The sequence below is a fragment of the Humidesulfovibrio idahonensis genome (assembly GCF_054657715.1).
In genome coordinates this window covers 34,266-52,652 of sequence record NZ_BAAHYE010000002.1, presented here as the reverse complement: position 1 = coordinate 52,652, position 18,387 = coordinate 34,266, and the positions used below count along the sequence as shown (strand labels likewise).

Below are 18,387 nucleotides of genomic sequence, written 5' to 3'. Positions count from 1 at the left end.
ACGCAACACAGCCTCATGCCATGCAGCGTCGCGCCATGCAGCGTCGCACAATGCCGGATCGCGGAAGATCGGGCTGAAGACCGAACCGCAAAAGGCCGCATTTCAGATGCACGCACCGCGGCAGAAGGGACCGGCGTCACTGGAGCCGCGATGCCCTTGCGCCCGGTTCAAGCCACAGACGGCCGGGATCAGGCCTTGCCCGCGCCCTCAAGCCGCAGCAGCAGGGCCTTCAGGTCCAGGCCATGGGGGTTGGTGTAGCCGGTGAGCCCCCCGCCCGCGCCCAGCACCCGGTGGCAGGGCACGATGAGCGGCCAGGGGTTGCGCGCCATGGCCTGCCCCACGGCGCGGGCCTTGCCGCCCTGGCCGGAAAGCGCGGCCAGCTCGCCGTAGGTCACGGTGGAGCCGGAGCCGACCTGCTCGTACAAGGTTTGCAGCACCTGCCGGGTAAAGGCGGGCAGCGTCTCCCAGGCCAGGGGCAGGGCCGGAAACGCGGCCTCCTTGCCCTCGACCAGACGGCTGAGCGCCTGATGCACGGTGCGCGCCTCCGGGCTCGCGTCCGGCCGCAGCTCCGGGGTCTCGGCCCGGCGCAGCTCAAAATGCGTCAGCGCGCCGCCACGCCAGTACAGGCGCAGGGCCAGGGGCGGCGCGGCCACTGTCTCCACCCGGTCGGCGCCGAGCGTCTCATCCCCCATGGACACCGTCTGCTGCTTGCGCGCCGTCATGCTCCGCCTCCTCATAATAGATGTTCCAGTCCGGCGGCGCCTGCGGGCAAAACACCGCGCGGCCCTGCCATGTGTCTTGCCGTAGCATTGCTCCACGCAACTGGTCCAGCGCCGCGGATTTGTCCAAGGCCCAGTCCGGGGCCAAAAGCTCGCCCGGTGCCGGGTCGGCAAAGACGCGCTGCACGCAGATGTCCGGCCGCAGGCGCTCCAGGGCCGCAATCAGCGCCGAGATGTAGTCCTCGCGGCTGGCCGCGGCCAGGCTGCCCCCGCGCCATTGTGCGGCCAGCGGCGTGTCGCGGCAAATGAGCAGGTTGTGGAACTTCACCGCGGCCACGGGCAGCGTGTTCAAGAAATCCACGGACCGAGCCAGGTCGTCCGGCCCCGCGCCGGGCAGGCCGTGCAGCAGGTGCGCGCAGACAAAGAGCCCCCGCTCGGCGGCAGCGCGCGTCGCGGCGGCGAAGCAGGCCGAGTCGTGCCCGCGCCCGGCGCGCGACAAAACCGCATCGTCCGCCGATTGCAGGCCCAAATCAAGCTGGACAAAGGGCAGCCCGTGGAGGAGAAAGCTGCCCAGCACGTTGAGGCGCGCCTCGCCCGAACCCACGTCCAGGCAGTCGGGCCGGGTGCCCAGGCACAGGCCGGCAACGCCGGGCAGCGAGGCCACCTCGCCCAGCACGGCGCGCAGGCGCTCGGGTTTCGCATGTGTGTTAGAGTACGCCTGGAGGTAGGCCAAAAGCCTTGTTTTGGGTTCCTTCGCCAGGACGCGCCGGGAGAATTCCGCCCACTGCCCGTCCAGGCCGAATCCCTGGGCAAAGAGCCCGGTGCCGGAGCCTTCGGCGTTGCAGAAAGAACAGCCCGCGCGAGAGAGCGTTCCGTCGCGGTTCGGGCAAGAGAACCCGGCGTCCAGCGGCACCTTGCGCACCCGGCCGCCCAGCCGGGCGCGGAAAAACAATCCGGCGGGGTGCCAGCGCAAAGTGGCGTCTGCCGGGGGCGGGGAAGTGCTCATGTATTGCCTGCCGGAGTTTCTTTTGGTACGGGTGGCTGTTCTGCGGCAGTTGCGTTTAATACGCCGCCGTGCGCCCAGCGTACGTGCGTCGACACAATATTTCAAGAACCGGGGGGCTTATGGTCAAGCTGTTTGACAAATTCTTTGAATATTTCTCCACGGACCTGGCAATCGACCTGGGTACAGCGAACACGCTGGTCTACGTGAAAGGCGCGGGCGTCATGCTTTCCGAGCCTTCCGTCGTCGCGGTGAAGCGCGATTCGCGCGGGGGCAAGGTGGTGCTGGCCGTGGGCACCGAGGCCAAGAAGATGCTTGGCCGCACGCCCGGCAACATCGTGGCCATCCGTCCCATGAAGGACGGCGTCATCGCCGACTTCGAAGTCACCGAGGCCATGCTCCGCCACTTCATCTCCAAGGTGAACAACTCCCGCCGCCTGGTGCGCCCGCGCATCATGATCTGCGTGCCCACGGGCATAACCCAGGTTGAAAAGCGCGCGGTGAAGGAAAGCGCCCAGAGCGCCGGCGCGCGCGAGGTCTACCTCATCGAGGAGCCCATGGCCGCGGCCATCGGCGCCAATCTGCCCATCACCGAAGCCACCGCCAACATGGTGGTCGACATCGGCGGCGGCACCACCGAAATCGCCGTCATCTCCCTTTCCGGCATCGTGTACGCCAAGAGCGTGCGCATCGGCGGCGACAAGATGGACGAAGCCATCATGCAGCACGTGAAGCGCAAGTACAACATGCTCATCGGCGAAAGCACGGCCGAGGAAATCAAGATGACCATCGGCAGCGCCTACCCCGTGGAAGGCGCCGGCGAGATGGAAGTGCGCGGCCGCGACCTCGTCACCGGCATTCCCCAGAACCGCGTCATCACCGCGGAGGAAGTCCGCGGCGCCATCTCCGAGCAGGTGGAGGGCATCGTGCAGGGCGTGCGCATCGCCCTTGAGCAGACCCCGCCCGAGCTCGCCGCCGACATCGTCGACCGCGGCATCGTGCTCACCGGCGGCGGCGCGCTGTTGAAGGGCCTGGACAAGCTTCTGCAGCACGAGACCCAGCTGCCCATCACCGTGGTGGACGACCCGCTCACCGCCGTGGTGCTTGGCTCCGGCAAGGCGCTCGAGTGCATCGACCTGTACAGGGAAGTGACCACGGACTAGCGTGAACCCGAAAAAAATCGCCATTTTCCTCGTCGCCGGGCTCTTCGTCTATTTGAGCCTGTACACCTGGAACCTGCGCTCCGGCCACTTGACGAGGCTGAGCACCTATACCGGCCTGGACAGCGTCGGCATGGTGCTTCGCCCCGGCAAATGGCTGGGCGGCAAGGGCGAGAGCTTCATCGAGCGCTACATCGACCTGGTCGGATTGAAGCAGGAGAACGAGGCTCTCGAGGCCGACGTGAAGGCCCTGCGCCTGGAGAACATGACCCTGCGCGAGCGCGCCGAGGCCACCGCCCGGGTGGAGAAGCTGCTCGGCTTCCCCGACCCGCCCGAGTGGAAGCGCGAGGGCGCGCGCGTCATCGCCCACCGGGTCGGGCCCACGGCCATCCTGGAGACCATCCTGGTGGACCGGGGCAAGCGCTCCGGCGCCGTGGCCGATACGCCCGTGCTCTCCACCGAGGGTGTTGTGGGCCGCGTGTACCGCGCCGGGCTCACGGTCGCCACCGTGCTGCTGCTGACCGACCCGGCCAGCCGCATCGCCGTCGTGGGACGCGACAACCGCGCCGCGGGCATCATTTACGGCATGGGCGCGGGCGAAAAGCTCGTGGTCAAATATGTGGGCTTCACGTCCACCCTGGACCCCAAAGAGGTTCTCGTGACCTCCGGCATGGACGGCGTGTACCCCAAGGGCCTGCCCGTGGCCCGCGTCACCTCCGTCAAACGCGAGGAAGGCACCTTGTTCATGGACGTGCAGGCCGAACCCCTGGTGGACATTCCCCACCTGGAGGAAGTGCTTCTGCTCAAGCGGGCGGCGCAGCCCGAAGACCCCAGCGCCCTGTGGGAGTAGCCCCATGTTCGCGGCGCTTTGGTGGATAGTCTTCACCATCTGCGGCATTTGGGGGCAGACCCTCGTCCCCGGCGTGGATTTCTTCGCTCCCGGCATGGCCATAAGCCTGCGCTGGCAAAAGCCCATCGTCACCATCGTGCTGACCGTGGCCTGGGTGGCCATTCAGGAAGGCGCGGGCGGTCTGGCCTTCGGCTACGGCATCCTCTGGTACTTCACCCTGTTCAGCCTGCTCACCGTGGGCCGCTGGCTGCTCGACCCGGGCAGCTTGCAGTTCCAGGCCCTGCTCGGCCTGGCCCTCGGTCTGGCGCACTTCTTTCTGCTCTACCTCATGGCCGTGCTGGAGATGCGCGCCTTTCCGCTCAACCGCGTGCTGCTGGAATGCCTGCTGCAAACGCTCATCTACCCGGTCCTGTGGTATGTGGCCGAAAATCTTTTTCCGGAACGGTTGAAGCGCCATGAAGAACCTGCTTAGCGCCTCGACCCAGGTCATGCCGCGCTTCGGCCCGGCCCTGCTCCAGTTCCTGGTGCTGGGCCTGTTTCTCCTGTTCGCCGTGCGCCTGTGGTACCTGCAAATCCACCTGGGCCCGGTGTTCACCGAAAAGAGCCGCAACAACCAGCTGCGCATCGAATATCTTTTCGCGCCGCGCGGATTTTTGCGCGACCGCAACGGCGAGCTGCTGGCCGTCAACGAGCCCGCCTTCGCCCTTGGCCTTGTGCGCGAGGACTGCGAAGACATCCCCGCGACCCTGGCCAAGGTGGCCGAGCTCACGGGCATTCCCGAGGAGCGGCTGAAAGAGATCTACGCGCGCAACAAGCCCAAGGTGAAAAGCTTCGAGCCCCTGGTGCTTGTGCCGGACATGAACTTCGATACCATCGCCAAGGTGGAGGGCGTGGCCGTGCGCTGGCCCGGCCTGGAGATTTTGGCCCGCACCCGGCGCAAGTACAACTACGGCCACCTGCTCTCCCATGTGCTCGGCTACGTCAGCGAGGCCAACGAGGCCGAGATGCAGGCCGACCCGACCTTGTCCCTGGGCGACTTCGTGGGCAAGCAGGGGTTGGAGAACCGCCTGGATGCCCGCCTGCGCGGGGCCAAGGGCAAGCGTCTCATAGAGGTGGACGTCACCGGCCGCAGGCTCTCCGAGGAGCAGCAGGGCGAGCCCAAGGCCGGCGAGGAGATCTTCCTCTCGCTCGACCTGGGGCTGCAGCAGCTGGGACACAAGCTTTTGGAGGGCAAGAGCGGCGCCGTGGTCGTCATGGACCCGGACAGCGGCGAGGTGCACGCCCTGGTGAGCGAGCCCAGCTACGACTCCAACATGTTCACCAACGGGCTTTCCAGCTCCCAGTGGGCCGCCCTGCGCGACGACCCCCTGCACCCCCTGCAGAACCGCGCCACCCAAAGCGTGTATCCGCCCGGTTCGGTGTTCAAGCTCGTCACCGCGGCCGCAGGCCTGCACGAGGGGCTCATCGACCCGAGCGAGACCGTGAACTGCTCCGGCGAACTGGCCCTGGGCAACCACGTGTTCCGCTGCTGGAAGCATTCGGGCCACGGCTCCGTCAACCTGCAGCGCGCCCTGGTCGAGTCCTGCGACGTCTATTTTTACAAGCTCGGCATGAAGCTCGGCGTGGATCGCTTGAGCGCCTTCGCCAAGGCCGCGGGCTTCGGCGCGCCCACGGGCATTGACCTGCCCCACGAAAAGGGCGGGCTCATCGCCTCCAAGGAATGGAAGATCAAGCGCTTCGGCGTGCGCTGGACCAAGGGCGAGGACCTGAACATGGCCATCGGCCAGGGCTACACCGTCGTCTCGCCCCTGCAGGTGGCGCGCTACATCTCCGCGCTGTTGAACGGCGGCAAGCTGCTCAAACCCGCGCTCATCAAGGGCGAAAAGACCCAGGTCATGAGCCAGCTGCCCCTCACCTCGGACCAGGCCGCCATCATCAAGCGCGACATGGTCTCCACCGTTGAGGACCCGCGCGGCACCTGCCGCCGCATCCTCACCCCCGGCGTGGTGGTGGGCGCAAAGACCGGCAGCGCCCAGGTGGTGCGCCTGACCGAGGAACTGCGCCGCATGGGCGACGGCGTTCCGTACAAATACCGCGACCACGCCTGGATGGCCGGCTTTGCCGAGCAGGGCGGCAAGCGTTACGTCATAGTGGCCATGATGGAGCACGGCATGCACGGCGCCGCCGCGGGCCCCATCGTCAAGGCCATGATCAACGCCCTGTTCCTGGGCAAGCGCGAGCTGCCGCCCAAGGACCTGGAAGGCGCGGAGCGTCCGGCCGGACCGCCGAGACTCGACACCATCGAACCGCAGTTCCCCGAACCGCCGGTTGTGGAAACGCCGCAGGAGGCGTCCGAACAATGAGCCCCATCGACAGGCGGATGTTCTACCATGTGAATTGGCGGCTGGTGGCCGTTTTGGCCGCGCTGTTCGGCATCGGCGTGCTGAACCTGTATTCCGCCAGCGGCGTGCGCCTGGGCGACGGCGTGCAGGTGGAAAACTTCTATCAGAAGCAGCTCATCTGGGGCGCCATCGGCGTGGCCGGCATGGCCGCGTTCATGACCTTCGACTACCGCAGGCTGCACGCCGTGGCCTGGCCCCTTTACGTGGTGACCCTGGTGCTGCTTTTGGCCGTGCCCATCATGGGCAAAACAGTGCTCGGCGCGCGGCGCTGGCTCGACTTCGGCGTGTTCAGCTTCCAGCCAAGCGAGCTGGCAAAGTTCACGGTGCTGCTTCTGGGCGCGCGGCTCTTGTCCGGCAGCTCGGAGCGCCTGGACCTGAAGGAACTGGGCACGGTGCTGGGCCTGGGCGCCCTGCCCGCCCTGCTCATCATCAAGCAGCCGGACCTGGGCACGGGCATGCTGGTGTTTCTGCTGCTCGGCGGGCTCATTTTGTACCGGGGCATAGTGCCCTGGCTGTTCCGCACCCTGTGCGTGCTGGTGCCCACCATCACCCCGCTGTTCTGGTTCGTCCTGAAGGACTACCAGAAGCGGCGCATCCTGGCCTTCCTCGACCCCGCCACAGACCCGCTGGGCTCGGGCTACCACATCATGCAGTCGGAAATCGCCGTGGGCTCGGGCCGGCTGTTCGGCAAGGGCTTCCTGGCCGGCACGCAAAGCCAGCTGCGCTTCCTGCCCGAGAAGCACACGGACTTCGCCGTGGCTGTCTTCGGCGAAGAGTGGGGCTTCTTCGGCATGATCGTGCTGTTGTCGCTGTTCTGCGCCTACCTGTACCAAATCGCCGTGGTCGCCCGCGACGCCAAGGACCCCTACGGCAGCTTTCTGGCCGCGGGCGTCTTCTTCTACTTCTTCTGGCAAATCCTCATCAACATGGGCATGGTCATGGGCCTCATGCCCGTGGTCGGCGTGCCCCTGCCCTTTGTCAGCTATGGCGGCAGCGCCACTCTGGTCAACTTCAGCCTCGTCGGCCTTGTGCTCAACGTTTCCATGCGCCGCTACCTGTTCAAGCAGACGTAGATTGTTCGGCGCCGCGGCCAAACAGGACCTGCGCCAAACAGGTCATGGCCGAGTTTTCACAAGCCCTCGCCCCCCGGTGTGAATTTGCGGCGGCAGCCCGCAAAGCCTTGGCGCACATGCGCTGGGTGCTCTTAAGGAGCCGGGAAAAACGAAAAAAGGCTTTGACAGGGTCAAAATGTTGGTGTAGGTCCCCGGTGACTTTGGACCAAATTTCACAATCCCAAATCCAAAGCGCTGGGGGCCGCAATGATTGATATTGACAGTACCTTTTTCATTCAGCTCATCAATTTTCTTCTCACGGTGGTGTTCCTGAACATCCTCCTGATCAAGCCCATTCGGGACAAGATCAAGGAGCGCAACACGCTCATGGCGGACCAGCTGTCCACCATCGAAACCTTCAATACCAACGCCGATGAGAAGCTGAAGAGCTACAATCAGGCTTTGGACGCCGCCCGTCAGCAGGGACTTGAACTGCGCAAGAACATGCGCGCCGAGGGTTCTGGCGAAGAGCAGCAGATCATGTCTGCTGTCGGCAAGGAAGTGGCGGCGACCATGAAGGCCGCTCAGGATGCAATCGCCGCGCAGGTTTCCGGGGCCAAAAACGCTCTGGGCGCCGATGTGGAGAAATTCGCGCTGAAGGCCACCGCCAAGATCCTTGGCCAGGCTTAAGCCGACAGGAAGAAGGAGGGGGAACATTTTGAAAGTTGCACGGCACACAGTACTGACCCTGATCGGCGTCCTCGCGTTCACCGCGCTGGCCTACGCCAACGGGGGCGAAGGCGCCGAACCCGAAGGATTGCCCTGGGCCAACTTCGGCTTCCGCATCCTGAACTTCGTCATCTTCATCTTCCTGTTGTACAAGTTCGCCGGGGCCAAGGCCGTGGCGTTCTTCGGCGGGCGCCGCACCCAGATCAAGAAAGAGCTCGAAGATCTGCAGGTCCGCAAGGCCGAGGCCGACAAGAAGCTCAAGGACGTCGAGGACGGCATCCGCAACCTGGAGCAGGAAAAGGCCGCCATCCTGGCCGAAGCCAAGACCCAGGGCGAAGCCATCAAGGTCGCCATCATCGAGAAGGCCCACAAGGACGCCGAGGCCATGCGCGCCCAGGCCGTCACCAGCGCCGAGAACGAAGCGCGGGCCGCTTTTGACCGTGTGCGCGGCGAAATCGCCGACCAGGTCATCGACCAGGCCACAAAAATCGTGCGCGAGAAGCTCACCTCTCAGGATCATGAGCGCCTCGTGGATGAATACTTAACAAAGGTGGTGCTCAATTGAGCGGGAACATCGTCGCGCGCAGGTACGCCAAGGCGCTGTTCACCGTAGGACAGAAGCACGGCGCGGCCGAGCTTGAGACTTACGGCAAACAGCTCGCCGAGTTGGCTGGGGCATTGGCGGATTCGCCGGAGGCCATGCGGTTCTTCCGCAACCCGGTCTTCAGCGTCGAGGAGAAGAAGGTCGTTCTCTCGCAGATCACGGAAAAGCTTGGGGTCAGCAAGCCCATCGCCAATTTCGTGAACCTGCTGGCGGACAAGACCCGTCTCGTCTCCATCCCAGAGATCGCCGCGGACTTCAAGGCCATGCTCGATGAGCTCAATGGCATTGTCTCCGGCAAGCTCGTCACCGCCGTATCGCTTTCCGATACTAGGAAGGTTGAATTGAAAGAACGGCTTGAGAAGCAGACCGGCAAAAAGCTGGTGCTCGATTTCGCCACCGACGCCGAGATTCTGGGCGGAGTGGTGCTGCAGATCGGCGACAGCGTCCTTGACGCCAGCCTGCGCGCTCAGCTGAACATTTTGAAAGAAACCATCAAGAGGGGTGAGTAGGGCCATGCAGATCAAAGCGGAAGAAATCAGCAAAATCATTGAGGGACAAATCGAGAATTACGAGTCCCGCGTGGAAATGAGCGAGACCGGCACCGTTTTGTACGTCGGTGACGGTATTGCCCGCGTGCATGGCGTGAAGAACGCCATGGCCATGGAGCTCCTGGAGTTCCCCGGCGGCCTCATGGGCATGGTGCTCAACCTCGAAGAGGATAACGTCGGCGTCGCGCTCCTCGGCGAGTGCAACGAGATCAAAGAAGGCGACCCGGTCAAGCGCACCGGCAAGATCTTCTCCGTGCCCGTCGGCGACGCGGTCATGGGCCGCGTCATCGACCCCCTGGGACAGCCCATCGACGGCCTGGGTCCCATTGCCGCCACCGAGACCCGCCCGGTCGAGTTGAAGGCCCCCGGCATCATCGCCCGTAAGTCGGTCCATGAGCCCATGGGCACCGGCCTCAAGGCCATCGACGCCATGACCCCGGTTGGCCGCGGCCAGCGCGAACTGGTCATCGGCGACCGCCAGGTCGGCAAGACCGCTGTCTGCATCGACGCCATCCTCGCCCAGAAGGGCGGCGACGTGAAGTGCTTCTACGTGGCCATCGGCCAGAAGAAGTCCACCGTCGCTCTCGTGGCCGACACCCTGCGTCGCTACGGCGGAATGGAATACACCACCATCATCTCCGCCACGGCTTCCGAGCCCGCGCCCCTGCAGTTCATCTCCGCGTACTCCGGCTGCACCATGGCCGAGTACTACCGCGACTCGGGCAAGCACGCGCTCATCATTTACGACGACCTGTCCAAGCAGGCTGTCGCTTACCGCCAGATGTCGCTCCTGCTCCGCCGTCCCCCGGGACGTGAAGCGTTCCCCGGCGACGTGTTCTACCTGCACTCCCGCCTGCTGGAACGCGCCTGCAAGGTGAACGACGGCCTCGGCGCCGGTTCGCTGACCGCCCTGCCCATCATTGAGACCCAGGCCGGCGACGTGTCCGCGTACATTCCGACCAACGTCATCTCCATCACTGACGGTCAGGTGTACCTGGAGCCCGCGCTGTTCAACGCCGGCATCCGCCCGGCCATCAACGTCGGCCTCTCGGTCTCCCGCGTCGGCGGCGCCGCCCAGATCAAGGCCATGAAGCAGGTTGCCGGCACCCTGCGCCTCGACCTCGCCCAGTACCGCGAACTGGCCGCCTTCGCCCAGTTCGGCTCCGACCTGGACAAGGCCACCCAGCAGAAGCTGAACCGCGGCGCCCGCCTGGTCGAACTGCTGAAGCAGCCCCAGTACCAGCCCATGCCGGTGCAGGAGCAGGTCGTTTCCCTGTACGCCGGCACCCGCGGCTACATGGACGAAGTGCCCCTGGACGCCGTGCACAAGTTTGAAACCGAGCTGATGGAGTTCATGCGCAACTCCAAGGCCGACGTCCTGAAGGACATCGTCGAGAAGAAAGCCCTGGACGCGGACATCGAAGGCCGCCTCAAGGCCGGCATCGAAGAGTTCAAGAAGGGCTTCCGCGCCTAACCGGCGCAGGAGGGTGCAATGGCTTCCCTGAGGGACGTCAAAACGAAAATAGGCGCGGTCAAGAAGACCAAGCAGATCACCAAGGCCATGAATATGGTGGCCTCGGCGAAGCTGCGCAACGCCCAGAGCCGCATTGAGCGGTTCAAGCCGTATGCGCAGAAGTTCTTCGAAATGCTTGGCGATCTTGCGGCCGGTGCGGATGAGTCGGTCCATCCGCTTCTGGCAAAGCGTGAGGAAAAAAAGACTGTTGGCATTGTCATCGTAACCTCTGACCGCGGTCTGTGCGGCAGCTTCAACGCCGGCATCATCAAGGCGGCCCTTAAAATGGCCGCGGAGAAAAAGGCCGAGGGCCTGGGCGTGAAGTTCTACTGCGTGGGTAAGAAGGGACGCGACGCCGTCCGCAAGGCGGAACATGAAATCGTGGTCCAGTACCCCGACATCATGGGCAGCTTTGACTTCACGCTGGCCAGCAAGCTCGGCAACGAGCTGATCAACGCCTTCCTGGACAGCACGCTGGACGAAGTGGTGCTCTGCTACGGCGAGTTCCTGAGCGTGGGCCGTCAGGTCCCCGTTTCGCAGATCGTGCTGCCCATAAGCGGAACCCCTGGTGAAGCCGCGGGCTCTGGCAAGGACTACGTCTACGAGCCCTCTGTCGAGGGTCTGCTGGCCGAACTCCTGCCCCGCTTCGTGAAAGTTCAGGTGTACCGCGGCATGCTTGACACGTCCGCCAGCGAACATGCAGCCCGCATGACCGCCATGGACAACGCCACGCGCGCCTGTGACGACATGATCAACTCTCTGACGCTGCTTTACAACAAGACGCGTCAGGCGGCGATTACCAGAGACCTGATGGATATTGTCGGCGCCACCGAAGCGCTGAAATGAGAAAAGGGGGCCTAACAAAATGAGTGCAACTGTAGGTAAAATCGTTCAGGTAATCGGCGCCGTCGTTGACGTCGAATTCCCTGAGGGGCACCTGCCTCACATCTTGAACGCGCTGGATATCAAGAATCCGAATAATTCGGATGCGCCGGACCTTATCTGCGAAGTCGCCCAGCACCTGGGCAACAACGTGGTCCGCACCATCGCCATGGACGCCACCGAAGGTCTCGTCCGCGGCATGGAAGTCACCGACACCGGCAAGGCCATCCAGGTCCCGGTCGGTGTTGGCGCCCTTGGCCGCATCATCAACGTCGTGGGTCGCCCCGTGGACGAAATGGGCCCGATCAAGAGCGACAAGCTTATGTCCATCCACCGTTCGGCTCCGCCGTTCGTCGACCAGAACACCAAGGTCGAAGTGCTCGAAACCGGCATCAAGGTCGTTGACCTCTTGATCCCCTTCCCCAAGGGCGGCAAGATGGGCCTCTTCGGCGGCGCCGGCGTGGGCAAGACCGTTATTCTCATGGAAATGATCAACAACATCGCCAAGCACCACGGTGGTCTGTCCGTGTTCGCCGGCGTGGGCGAGCGTACCCGCGAGGGCAACGACCTCTACCACGAGTTCAAAGAAGCCGGCATTCTGGACAAAGCCGCCTTGGTGTACGGTCAGATGAACGAGCCCCCGGGAGCCCGTGCCCGCGTCGCCCTCACCGGTCTGACCATCGCCGAGAACTTCCGCGATGCCGACGGCCAGGACGTGTTGCTCTTCATCGACAACATCTTCCGCTTCACCCAGGCTGGCTCCGAAGTGTCCGCGCTTCTTGGCCGCATGCCCTCCGCGGTCGGCTACCAGCCGACTCTGGGCACCGACCTTGGCGAACTGCAGGAGCGCATCACCTCCACCAACAAGGGTTCCATCACCTCGGTGCAGGCCGTTTACGTGCCCGCTGACGACTTGACCGACCCCGCCCCGGCCACGACCTTCTCGCACTTGGACGGCACGCTCGTGCTTTCCCGCCAGATCGCCGAGCTGGGCATCTACCCCGCGGTCGACCCGCTCGACTCCACCTCGCGCATTCTGGACCCCCTGGTCCTCGGCGTGGAGCACTACTCGGTCGCCCGTTCGGTGCAGATGATCCTTCAGAAGTACAAGGAACTGCAGGACATCATCGCGATCCTTGGCATGGACGAGCTCTCCGACGACGACAAGCTCCTCGTCGGCCGCGCCCGCCGCATCCAGCGCTTCCTGTCCCAGCCGTTCCACGTGGCCGAAGCCTTCACCGGCAAGCCCGGCCGCTATGTCAAGCTTGAAGACACCATCAAGGGCTTCAAGGCGATCATCGACGGCAAGCACGACGACATCGCGGAAAGCGCCTTCTACATGGTTGGCGACATCAACGAGGCCCTCGACAAGGCCAAGCAGGGATAGGTAGGACGCCATGTCCAAAAAGCTGCTGCTTGAAATCGTGACGCCCGACCGCAAGGTCCTCTCGCAGGACGTTGACTATGTTGGGGCTCCCGGCGCGCTCGGGGAGTTCGGCGTACTGCCGAACCACATCCCCTTCTTGTCCGCGCTGGGCATCGGCAACCTGTATTACAAAGACGACGGCAAGACCCATTATGTCTTCGTCTCTGGCGGGTTTGCCGAAGTCACCCCCGATAAGGTGACCGTCCTGGCCGAGGCTGCGGAAAAGGCGGCTGATATCGACTCGGAACGCGCCCGCAAAGCGCAGGAACGCGCCCAGCAGCGCCTGGCGCGCGCCCAGGAAAAGATCGACCACGCCCGCGCCCAGGCTGCGTTGCGCCGGTCCATCGCCCGCATGAGCTGCCGCAACTCCGGCGAAAAAGCGGGAACGTGCTAACACACGCTTCCGCCGCCTGAAACGGCGCTTGGCAAACAGTAACAAAGGCAGGTCGGGTAACTCCGGCCTGCCTTTTCATTTGGGGCCGGGCCCGCCTTTTCATTTGCGCCGAAAAGTGCGAAACATCCCTTCGCAACGTTCACCTTTTGAGGAGCCCACATGCCCCACGCAAACACCATCGCCGTCATTCTCGCCGCCGGAAAAGGCACCCGCATGCACTCGGACAAGCCCAAGGTGCTGCAAACCCTGCTGGGCGAGAGCATGCTCTCCTATGTCGCCGCGGCGGCCTCTTCCGTGGCCGCGCAGGTGCTCACCGTAGTCGGGCACGGGCAGGACATGGTCGAGCGGGCGCACCCGGAGCTGGCAAGCGGCTTTGTGCCGCAAACCGAGCAGAAGGGCACGGGGCACGCCCTGCAGGTTGCCTGGGACAAGGTGCGCGAAAGCGGCGCCGCCCACTGCCTGGTGCTCAACGGCGACGCCCCGCTGGTGACGCCGGAGGACCTTGAGGAGTTGCTGAACACCGCGCGCGAAGGCGCGGACATCGCCTTTCTGACCAGCGTGCTGCCCGACGCAGGAGCCTTTGGCCGCGTGCTGCGCGGGGCCGACGGCGCGGTCACAGGCATTGTGGAGGCCAAGGATTACGACCCCGCGCTGCACGGCGAGGACACAGGCGAGGTGAACACCGGCCTGTTCTGCCTTTCCGTTGCCGCGGTGGAGGCCGTGCTCTTTGCCCTCACCAGCGCCAACCGCGCCGGCGAATACTACATCACCGACCTGGTGGGCCTGGGCGTGGAGTCCGGCCTCAAGGTGCACGCCCTCAAGCGCGAAGGCGCACTGGACCTCCTGGGCGTCAATTCCCCGCTGGAGCTGGCCCAGGCGGAAACGCGCCTGCGCGCCGACATTGTGGAGCGCCTGCTCGGCTCCGGCGTGCTCCTGCACCAGCAGGACTCCGTGGTTGTCGGGCCGCGCGCCCGCATAGAGCCCGGCGCGGAGATCACCGGCCCCTGCCGCATCCTCGGCAACACCACCATTGCCCGCGGCGCAAAGGTCGGAGCCTTCTGCAACATCACCGACGCCGTGCTCGATGCGGGCTGCGAGGTGCGCGAGTTCTGCCACCTGGAAGGCGCGCACGTGGCCACCGGCGCCGTGGCCGGGCCTTATGCGCGGCTGCGCCCCGGCGCGGACGTGGGCGAAAACGCCCGCGTGGGCAACTTTGTGGAGATGAAGAAGTCGAGCCTCGGTCCCGGCGCAAAGGCCAGCCACCTGACCTATCTGGGCGACGCGAGCGTGGGCGCGGGGGCGAACATCGGCGCGGGCACCATCACCTGCAACTACGACGGCACGCACAAGCACCAGACCCATATCGGCGCGGGCGCGTTCATCGGCAGCAACACGGCTTTGGTGGCTCCGGTGAGCGTGGGCGAAAACGCACTCGTCGGCGCGGGCTCGGTCATCACCAAAAACGTTCCAGACCACGCCCTTGGCATTGCCCGCGCACGGCAGGCCAATCTTGAGGGCCGCGGCAAGAAACCTTGATTTCGCTGAAAGGAAGCGTTAGGGTCTGAGCATGGAACTCATTGAAAAGTTGGAGGCGCGGTTCGGGGAACTCTTGACGCGCGTCCGGCAATTGGAAGAGGATAACGTGGCCTTGGCTGCTCAAGTAGAGACCGAGGCCGCGAAACGACAAGAAGTGCAGGACCGTATTGAAGCGCTTCTTGAAAAGGTGCAGGCATCGCTCGACGGGCGCTAGACCTGAGATAACGCTATGCCGAGCTATACCATAACGGTCAACGGACTTGAGATTTCTTTCAAGACGGATGCGGATGAACAACGCATCCAGGTAGCCCAGGCCTTGCTCGAAGAACGCTTCACCGAGCTGAGCAAGGGTGGAAAGTATATAAGCAGAGAGAAACTGCTCACGCTTTTGGCCCTCGGGATGGCGGACGACTATCTCGAAATGCGCCGGAAGCAAGCGGGACTTGAAGCCCGCATGCAGGAACTCTTGGAGAGGCGATAACAGGCCGGTTACAGCGGCCTTGCGCATAGAAAAGCAGGAAAACCCTGGGGAGTTCGTGATTGTTTTTGAGTTCTTGAGCCAATATGTATCAAATGGGATTCGCCAGATTCCACCCGTGTGCATACCCGTCCTCGAACGGGCCGCCTAACGGTGGGACGGAGAAGCCCCCCTCGTTAAACGAGGTTCAAAACTCGAAGAGCAACACGGCGCCCCGGGGCTAAATGCCCTGGCGGCCTTTTCCGCTTTGGCATCCGTCCAAGGCTTTTCGCACGCCATCCCTTCCTCTCCAAGACACCTGCCCTAAACGGTTTGCACGAACGCGGACGCCTGCGCCACCAATGCACGGCGACCGCTTGCGAATCAGGCCCGCATGGCCTGTCCATATAACCGGTAAGGAGCAGCGCATGAACGAATCCAGCCTGTTGCTCATCGCCCTTGATGCCGTGGCCCTTTTGGTCGGCCTCGCGGGCGGTTATTATCTCAGCAGTTATGTTTCCAAAAAACGCAACCAAGACGCCCAGGACCTGGCCACACGCATCGTCGAAGAAGCCAGAAAGGAGGCCGACGCCACCCGCAAGGAGGCCCGGCTCCAGGCCCAGGACGAAATTTTCAGCCTGAAGAAGGAACAAGAGCAGGACTTCAAGGACCGCGAGCAGACCCTGAAGCGCGAACAGGCCCGCCTGCAGGAAAAAGAAGAACGCCTGGAGAGCAAGCTCGAAAAGGTCGCCCAGAAGGAATCCGGCGTTGTGGAGCTGGAAAAGCGCCTCATCAAGCAGGAAAAGTCCCTGGCCGAGAAAGAGGAGGCCCTGAGCGCCGCGGCGGATGTGCATGAGCGCAAGCTGCAGGAGATTTCCGGCCTCACCGTCGAGGAAGCCAAGGAACGCCTCATGACCGAGGTGGAGTCGCGCACGCGCCACGAAGCCGCGCGCATGATCCGCAACATCGAGACCGAAGCCAAGGAGATCGCCAGCAAGAAGGCCAAGGAAGTGCTCTCCCTGGCCATTCAGCGCTACGCGGGCGACTACGTCTCCGAACAGACCGTCACCGCGGTCACCCTGCCCAGCGAGGAAATGAAGGGCCGCATCATCGGCCGCGAGGGCCGCAACATCCGCGCCCTGGAAGCCGCCACCGGCGTCGATCTGATCATCGACGACACGCCGGAGACCGTTGTCCTCTCCGCCTACAGCCCGCTGCGGCGCGAAGTGGCCAAGCAGGCCCTTGAGCGCCTCATCCACGACGGCCGCATCCACCCCGCCCGCATCGAGGACGTTGTGCGCAAGGTGGAGCAGGAAATGGACGTGAAGCTGCGCGAGATAGGCGAGCAGGCCACCTTCGACGTGGGCGTGCACGGCATCCACCCGGAGCTGGTGAAGCTGCTGGGCCAGCTGCACTACCGCACCAGCTACTCGCAGAACGTGCTCCAGCACTCCATCGAAGTGGCCTTCCTCTGCGGCATCATGGCCGCGGAGCTTGGCCTTGACGAAAAGATGGCCAAGCGCGCCGGCCTGCTGCACGACCTGGGCAAGGCCGTGGACCACGAGATCGAGGGCCCGCACGCCCTCATCGGCGCGGACCTGGCCAAGAAGCACGGCGAAATTCAGGAGATCGTGCACGCCATCCAGGCCCACCACGAGGACGTGCCGCCCCAGACGGCCATCGCCACCCTGGTGCAGGCGGCCGACTCCCTCTCCGGCGCGCGCCCCGGCGCCCGCAAGGAGCTGCTTGAGAATTACGTGAAGCGTCTGGAGGAGCTGGAGGGCATCGCCACCAGCTTCGGCGGCGTCAGCAAGGCCTACGCCATCCAGGCCGGACGCGAGGTCCGCGTCATGGTCGACGCCGAGCGCGTGCCCGACGAGCAGACCTACATGCTGGTCAAGGACATCGCCGCCAAGATCGAAAACAACATGACCTACCCCGGCCAGATCCGGGTCACGGTCATCCGCGAAAAGCGGGCCGTGGGCTACGCCAAATAGCCGGTCGCGCCGGTTCAAGCCGCCACAATGGGCCGGGGAGCGTTCGCGTTCTCCGGCCTTTTTCTTTGCCCGAGCAAAGCCCTTGCTCCTTCGGCCGCGTTTGCCTATTGTGCATATGCTGAAAAGCGCCCCTGACAATTCGTCTCGGACCCGAAACACAACCGGAGGTGCCCCAAATGGCCGCTGAAAGCAGAGAAGCCCGCAAGGCCAAGGTTCTGGACGTGCTGAACAAAGCCCGCGCCATGGAGCTGCACGCCATCACCCAGTACATGAACCAGCACTACAACCTGGACAACATGGACTACGGCGAAATGGCCGCCAACATGAAGCTCATCGCCATTGACGAAATGCGCCACGCCGAGATGTTCGCCGAGCGCATCAAGGAACTGGGCGGCGAGCCGGCCACCCAGGGCGAGGGCAAGGTCACCAAGGGCCAGGACGTGCGCAAGATCTTTCCCTTCGACGCCGACCTGGAGGACAACACCATCGACTCCTACAACCAGTTTTTGCAGGTCTGCCGCGAAAACGGCGACAACATCAGCATGAACCTGTTCCAGGCCATCATCGACGAGGAGCAGATCCACTTCAACCACTTCGACAACGTGGCCGGGCACATCAAAAACCTCGGCGACGCGTATCTCTCGCGCATCGCGGGCACGCCCTCCACCACGGGCGGCACCACCAAGGGCTTCGCCCTGCCGGGCGGCGGCGGCGCGGCGGGCTAGGGCCACAGCAAGCACGCAACGCCGGGGTTCAGCCCCGCAAACGCATCGCACAGCCGGGGGGCCGCATGGTCCCCCCGCTTTGCGTGCACGGCCCATGCAAGCATCTTCAGGCCCGCCCTTCCTCGCCCCTCTCTCCCGGTTCCTTGCAATTTACACCGCAAGATCCGCCGTAGCGATCAGGAACAATGACCAGCCGCAGCGTGCAGCGCAGCGCCCACGAACGTCCGGCACATCCCTCTGGTACATAGCCCCCGTGTCCATCCGGTCCGCCCGACAACCGCGTTCACATCTGGATCCGCCACACCAGCACAGCGCGCCCTTCCCCCGGGACGCCGCACACTCTCCGCCACAACAAGCCCGCGCTCTTGCCGCGTCCCGGCACTTGCCCAG

Annotated in this window: 19 protein-coding genes and 1 other RNA gene; 18 read left to right on the top strand and 2 right to left on the bottom strand. The window is 64.2% G+C overall.

The window, feature by feature from the left end; translation table 11 throughout:
- Nucleotides 1-188: 188 nt before the first annotated feature.
- Together ACYQ4W_RS00515 and mnmL are read right to left on the bottom strand one after the other, a co-directional pair.
- Nucleotides 189-722, bottom strand: coding sequence for a methylated-DNA--[protein]-cysteine S-methyltransferase (locus tag ACYQ4W_RS00515; RefSeq protein WP_459851601.1), 534 nt, complete (start codon nt 720-722; stop codon nt 189-191).
- A complete protein-coding gene (gene mnmL / locus ACYQ4W_RS00510; protein ID WP_459851598.1) occupies nt 682-1,725 on the bottom strand; it encodes a tRNA modification radical SAM protein MnmL/YtqA in 1,044 nt (347 codons plus the stop codon). The genes ACYQ4W_RS00515 and mnmL overlap by 41 nt, the downstream gene beginning before the upstream one ends.
- A gap of 119 nt (nt 1,726-1,844) precedes the next feature.
- On the opposite strand from mnmL, the gene ACYQ4W_RS00505 reads away from it, so the two are divergent.
- From ACYQ4W_RS00505 to ACYQ4W_RS00420, 18 genes are all read left to right on the top strand, one after another.
- Nucleotides 1,845-2,885, top strand: a complete 1,041-nt coding sequence (locus tag ACYQ4W_RS00505) for a rod shape-determining protein (protein ID WP_459851596.1) — start codon at nt 1,845-1,847, stop codon at nt 2,883-2,885.
- Nucleotide 2,886: 1 nt separating this feature from the next.
- Nucleotides 2,887-3,732: a rod shape-determining protein MreC gene (mreC, locus tag ACYQ4W_RS00500; protein ID WP_459851593.1), complete on the top strand. Its 846-nt coding sequence runs from the start codon at nt 2,887-2,889 to the stop codon at nt 3,730-3,732.
- 4 nt (nt 3,733-3,736) lie between these two features.
- The gene (locus tag ACYQ4W_RS00495; RefSeq protein WP_459851591.1) at nt 3,737-4,204 is read left to right on the top strand and encodes a hypothetical protein; all 468 of its coding nucleotides are present in this window, start codon (nt 3,737-3,739) and stop codon (nt 4,202-4,204) included.
- Nucleotides 4,188-6,095 carry a penicillin-binding protein 2 gene (mrdA, locus tag ACYQ4W_RS00490; RefSeq protein WP_459851588.1) on the top strand — a complete coding sequence of 636 codons (1,908 nt, stop codon included), beginning with the start codon at nt 4,188-4,190 and terminating at the stop codon, nt 6,093-6,095. Before ACYQ4W_RS00495 ends, mrdA begins: the two co-directional genes overlap by 17 nt.
- Nucleotides 6,092-7,207: a rod shape-determining protein RodA gene (gene rodA, locus ACYQ4W_RS00485; RefSeq protein WP_459851586.1), complete on the top strand. Its 1,116-nt coding sequence runs from the start codon at nt 6,092-6,094 to the stop codon at nt 7,205-7,207. The genes mrdA and rodA overlap by 4 nt, the downstream gene beginning before the upstream one ends.
- Nucleotides 7,208-7,453: 246 nt before the next feature.
- Nucleotides 7,454-7,876, top strand: a complete 423-nt coding sequence (locus ACYQ4W_RS00480) for a F0F1 ATP synthase subunit B (RefSeq protein WP_459851584.1) — start codon at nt 7,454-7,456, stop codon at nt 7,874-7,876.
- 28 nt (nt 7,877-7,904) lie between these two features.
- Entirely contained in the window at nt 7,905-8,480 is a 576-nt protein-coding gene (gene atpF / locus ACYQ4W_RS00475) for a F0F1 ATP synthase subunit B (protein ID WP_459851582.1), read from the top strand.
- A complete protein-coding gene (gene atpH / locus ACYQ4W_RS00470; protein ID WP_459851580.1) occupies nt 8,477-9,028 on the top strand; it encodes an ATP synthase F1 subunit delta in 552 nt (183 codons plus the stop codon). The genes atpF and atpH overlap by 4 nt, the downstream gene beginning before the upstream one ends.
- 4 nt (nt 9,029-9,032) lie before the next feature.
- Entirely contained in the window at nt 9,033-10,541 is a 1,509-nt protein-coding gene (gene atpA, locus ACYQ4W_RS00465) for a F0F1 ATP synthase subunit alpha (RefSeq protein WP_459851578.1), read from the top strand.
- An 18-nt stretch (nt 10,542-10,559) separates the two neighbouring features.
- On the top strand, nt 10,560-11,426 hold the full coding sequence (locus tag ACYQ4W_RS00460; protein WP_459851576.1) for a F0F1 ATP synthase subunit gamma: 867 nt from the start codon (nt 10,560-10,562) through the stop codon (nt 11,424-11,426).
- A gap of 19 nt (nt 11,427-11,445) precedes the next feature.
- A complete protein-coding gene (atpD, locus tag ACYQ4W_RS00455) occupies nt 11,446-12,849 on the top strand; it encodes a F0F1 ATP synthase subunit beta (RefSeq protein ID WP_459851574.1) in 1,404 nt (467 codons plus the stop codon).
- A gap of 10 nt (nt 12,850-12,859) precedes the next feature.
- Nucleotides 12,860-13,282: a F0F1 ATP synthase subunit epsilon gene (locus ACYQ4W_RS00450; protein ID WP_459851572.1), complete on the top strand. Its 423-nt coding sequence runs from the start codon at nt 12,860-12,862 to the stop codon at nt 13,280-13,282.
- Between the two features lie 159 nt (nt 13,283-13,441).
- Nucleotides 13,442-14,818 carry a bifunctional UDP-N-acetylglucosamine diphosphorylase/glucosamine-1-phosphate N-acetyltransferase GlmU gene (gene glmU / locus ACYQ4W_RS00445; protein WP_459851570.1) on the top strand — a complete coding sequence of 459 codons (1,377 nt, stop codon included), beginning with the start codon at nt 13,442-13,444 and terminating at the stop codon, nt 14,816-14,818.
- Nucleotides 14,819-14,849: 31 nt separating this feature from the next.
- On the top strand, nt 14,850-15,032 hold the full coding sequence (locus tag ACYQ4W_RS00440) for a hypothetical protein (protein WP_459851568.1): 183 nt from the start codon (nt 14,850-14,852) through the stop codon (nt 15,030-15,032).
- A 15-nt stretch (nt 15,033-15,047) separates the two neighbouring features.
- The gene (locus tag ACYQ4W_RS00435) at nt 15,048-15,299 is read left to right on the top strand and encodes a cell division protein ZapA (RefSeq protein WP_459851566.1); all 252 of its coding nucleotides are present in this window, start codon (nt 15,048-15,050) and stop codon (nt 15,297-15,299) included.
- 38 nt (nt 15,300-15,337) lie between these two features.
- Nucleotides 15,338-15,521: non-coding RNA, 6S RNA (gene ssrS / locus ACYQ4W_RS00430), on the top strand.
- Between the two features lie 182 nt (nt 15,522-15,703).
- Nucleotides 15,704-17,272: a ribonuclease Y gene (gene rny / locus ACYQ4W_RS00425; RefSeq protein WP_459851564.1), complete on the top strand. Its 1,569-nt coding sequence runs from the start codon at nt 15,704-15,706 to the stop codon at nt 17,270-17,272.
- Between the two features lie 176 nt (nt 17,273-17,448).
- Nucleotides 17,449-17,997, top strand: a complete 549-nt coding sequence (locus ACYQ4W_RS00420; RefSeq protein ID WP_459851562.1) for a bacterioferritin — start codon at nt 17,449-17,451, stop codon at nt 17,995-17,997.
- The last annotated feature ends 390 nt before the right edge of the window (nt 17,998-18,387 follow it).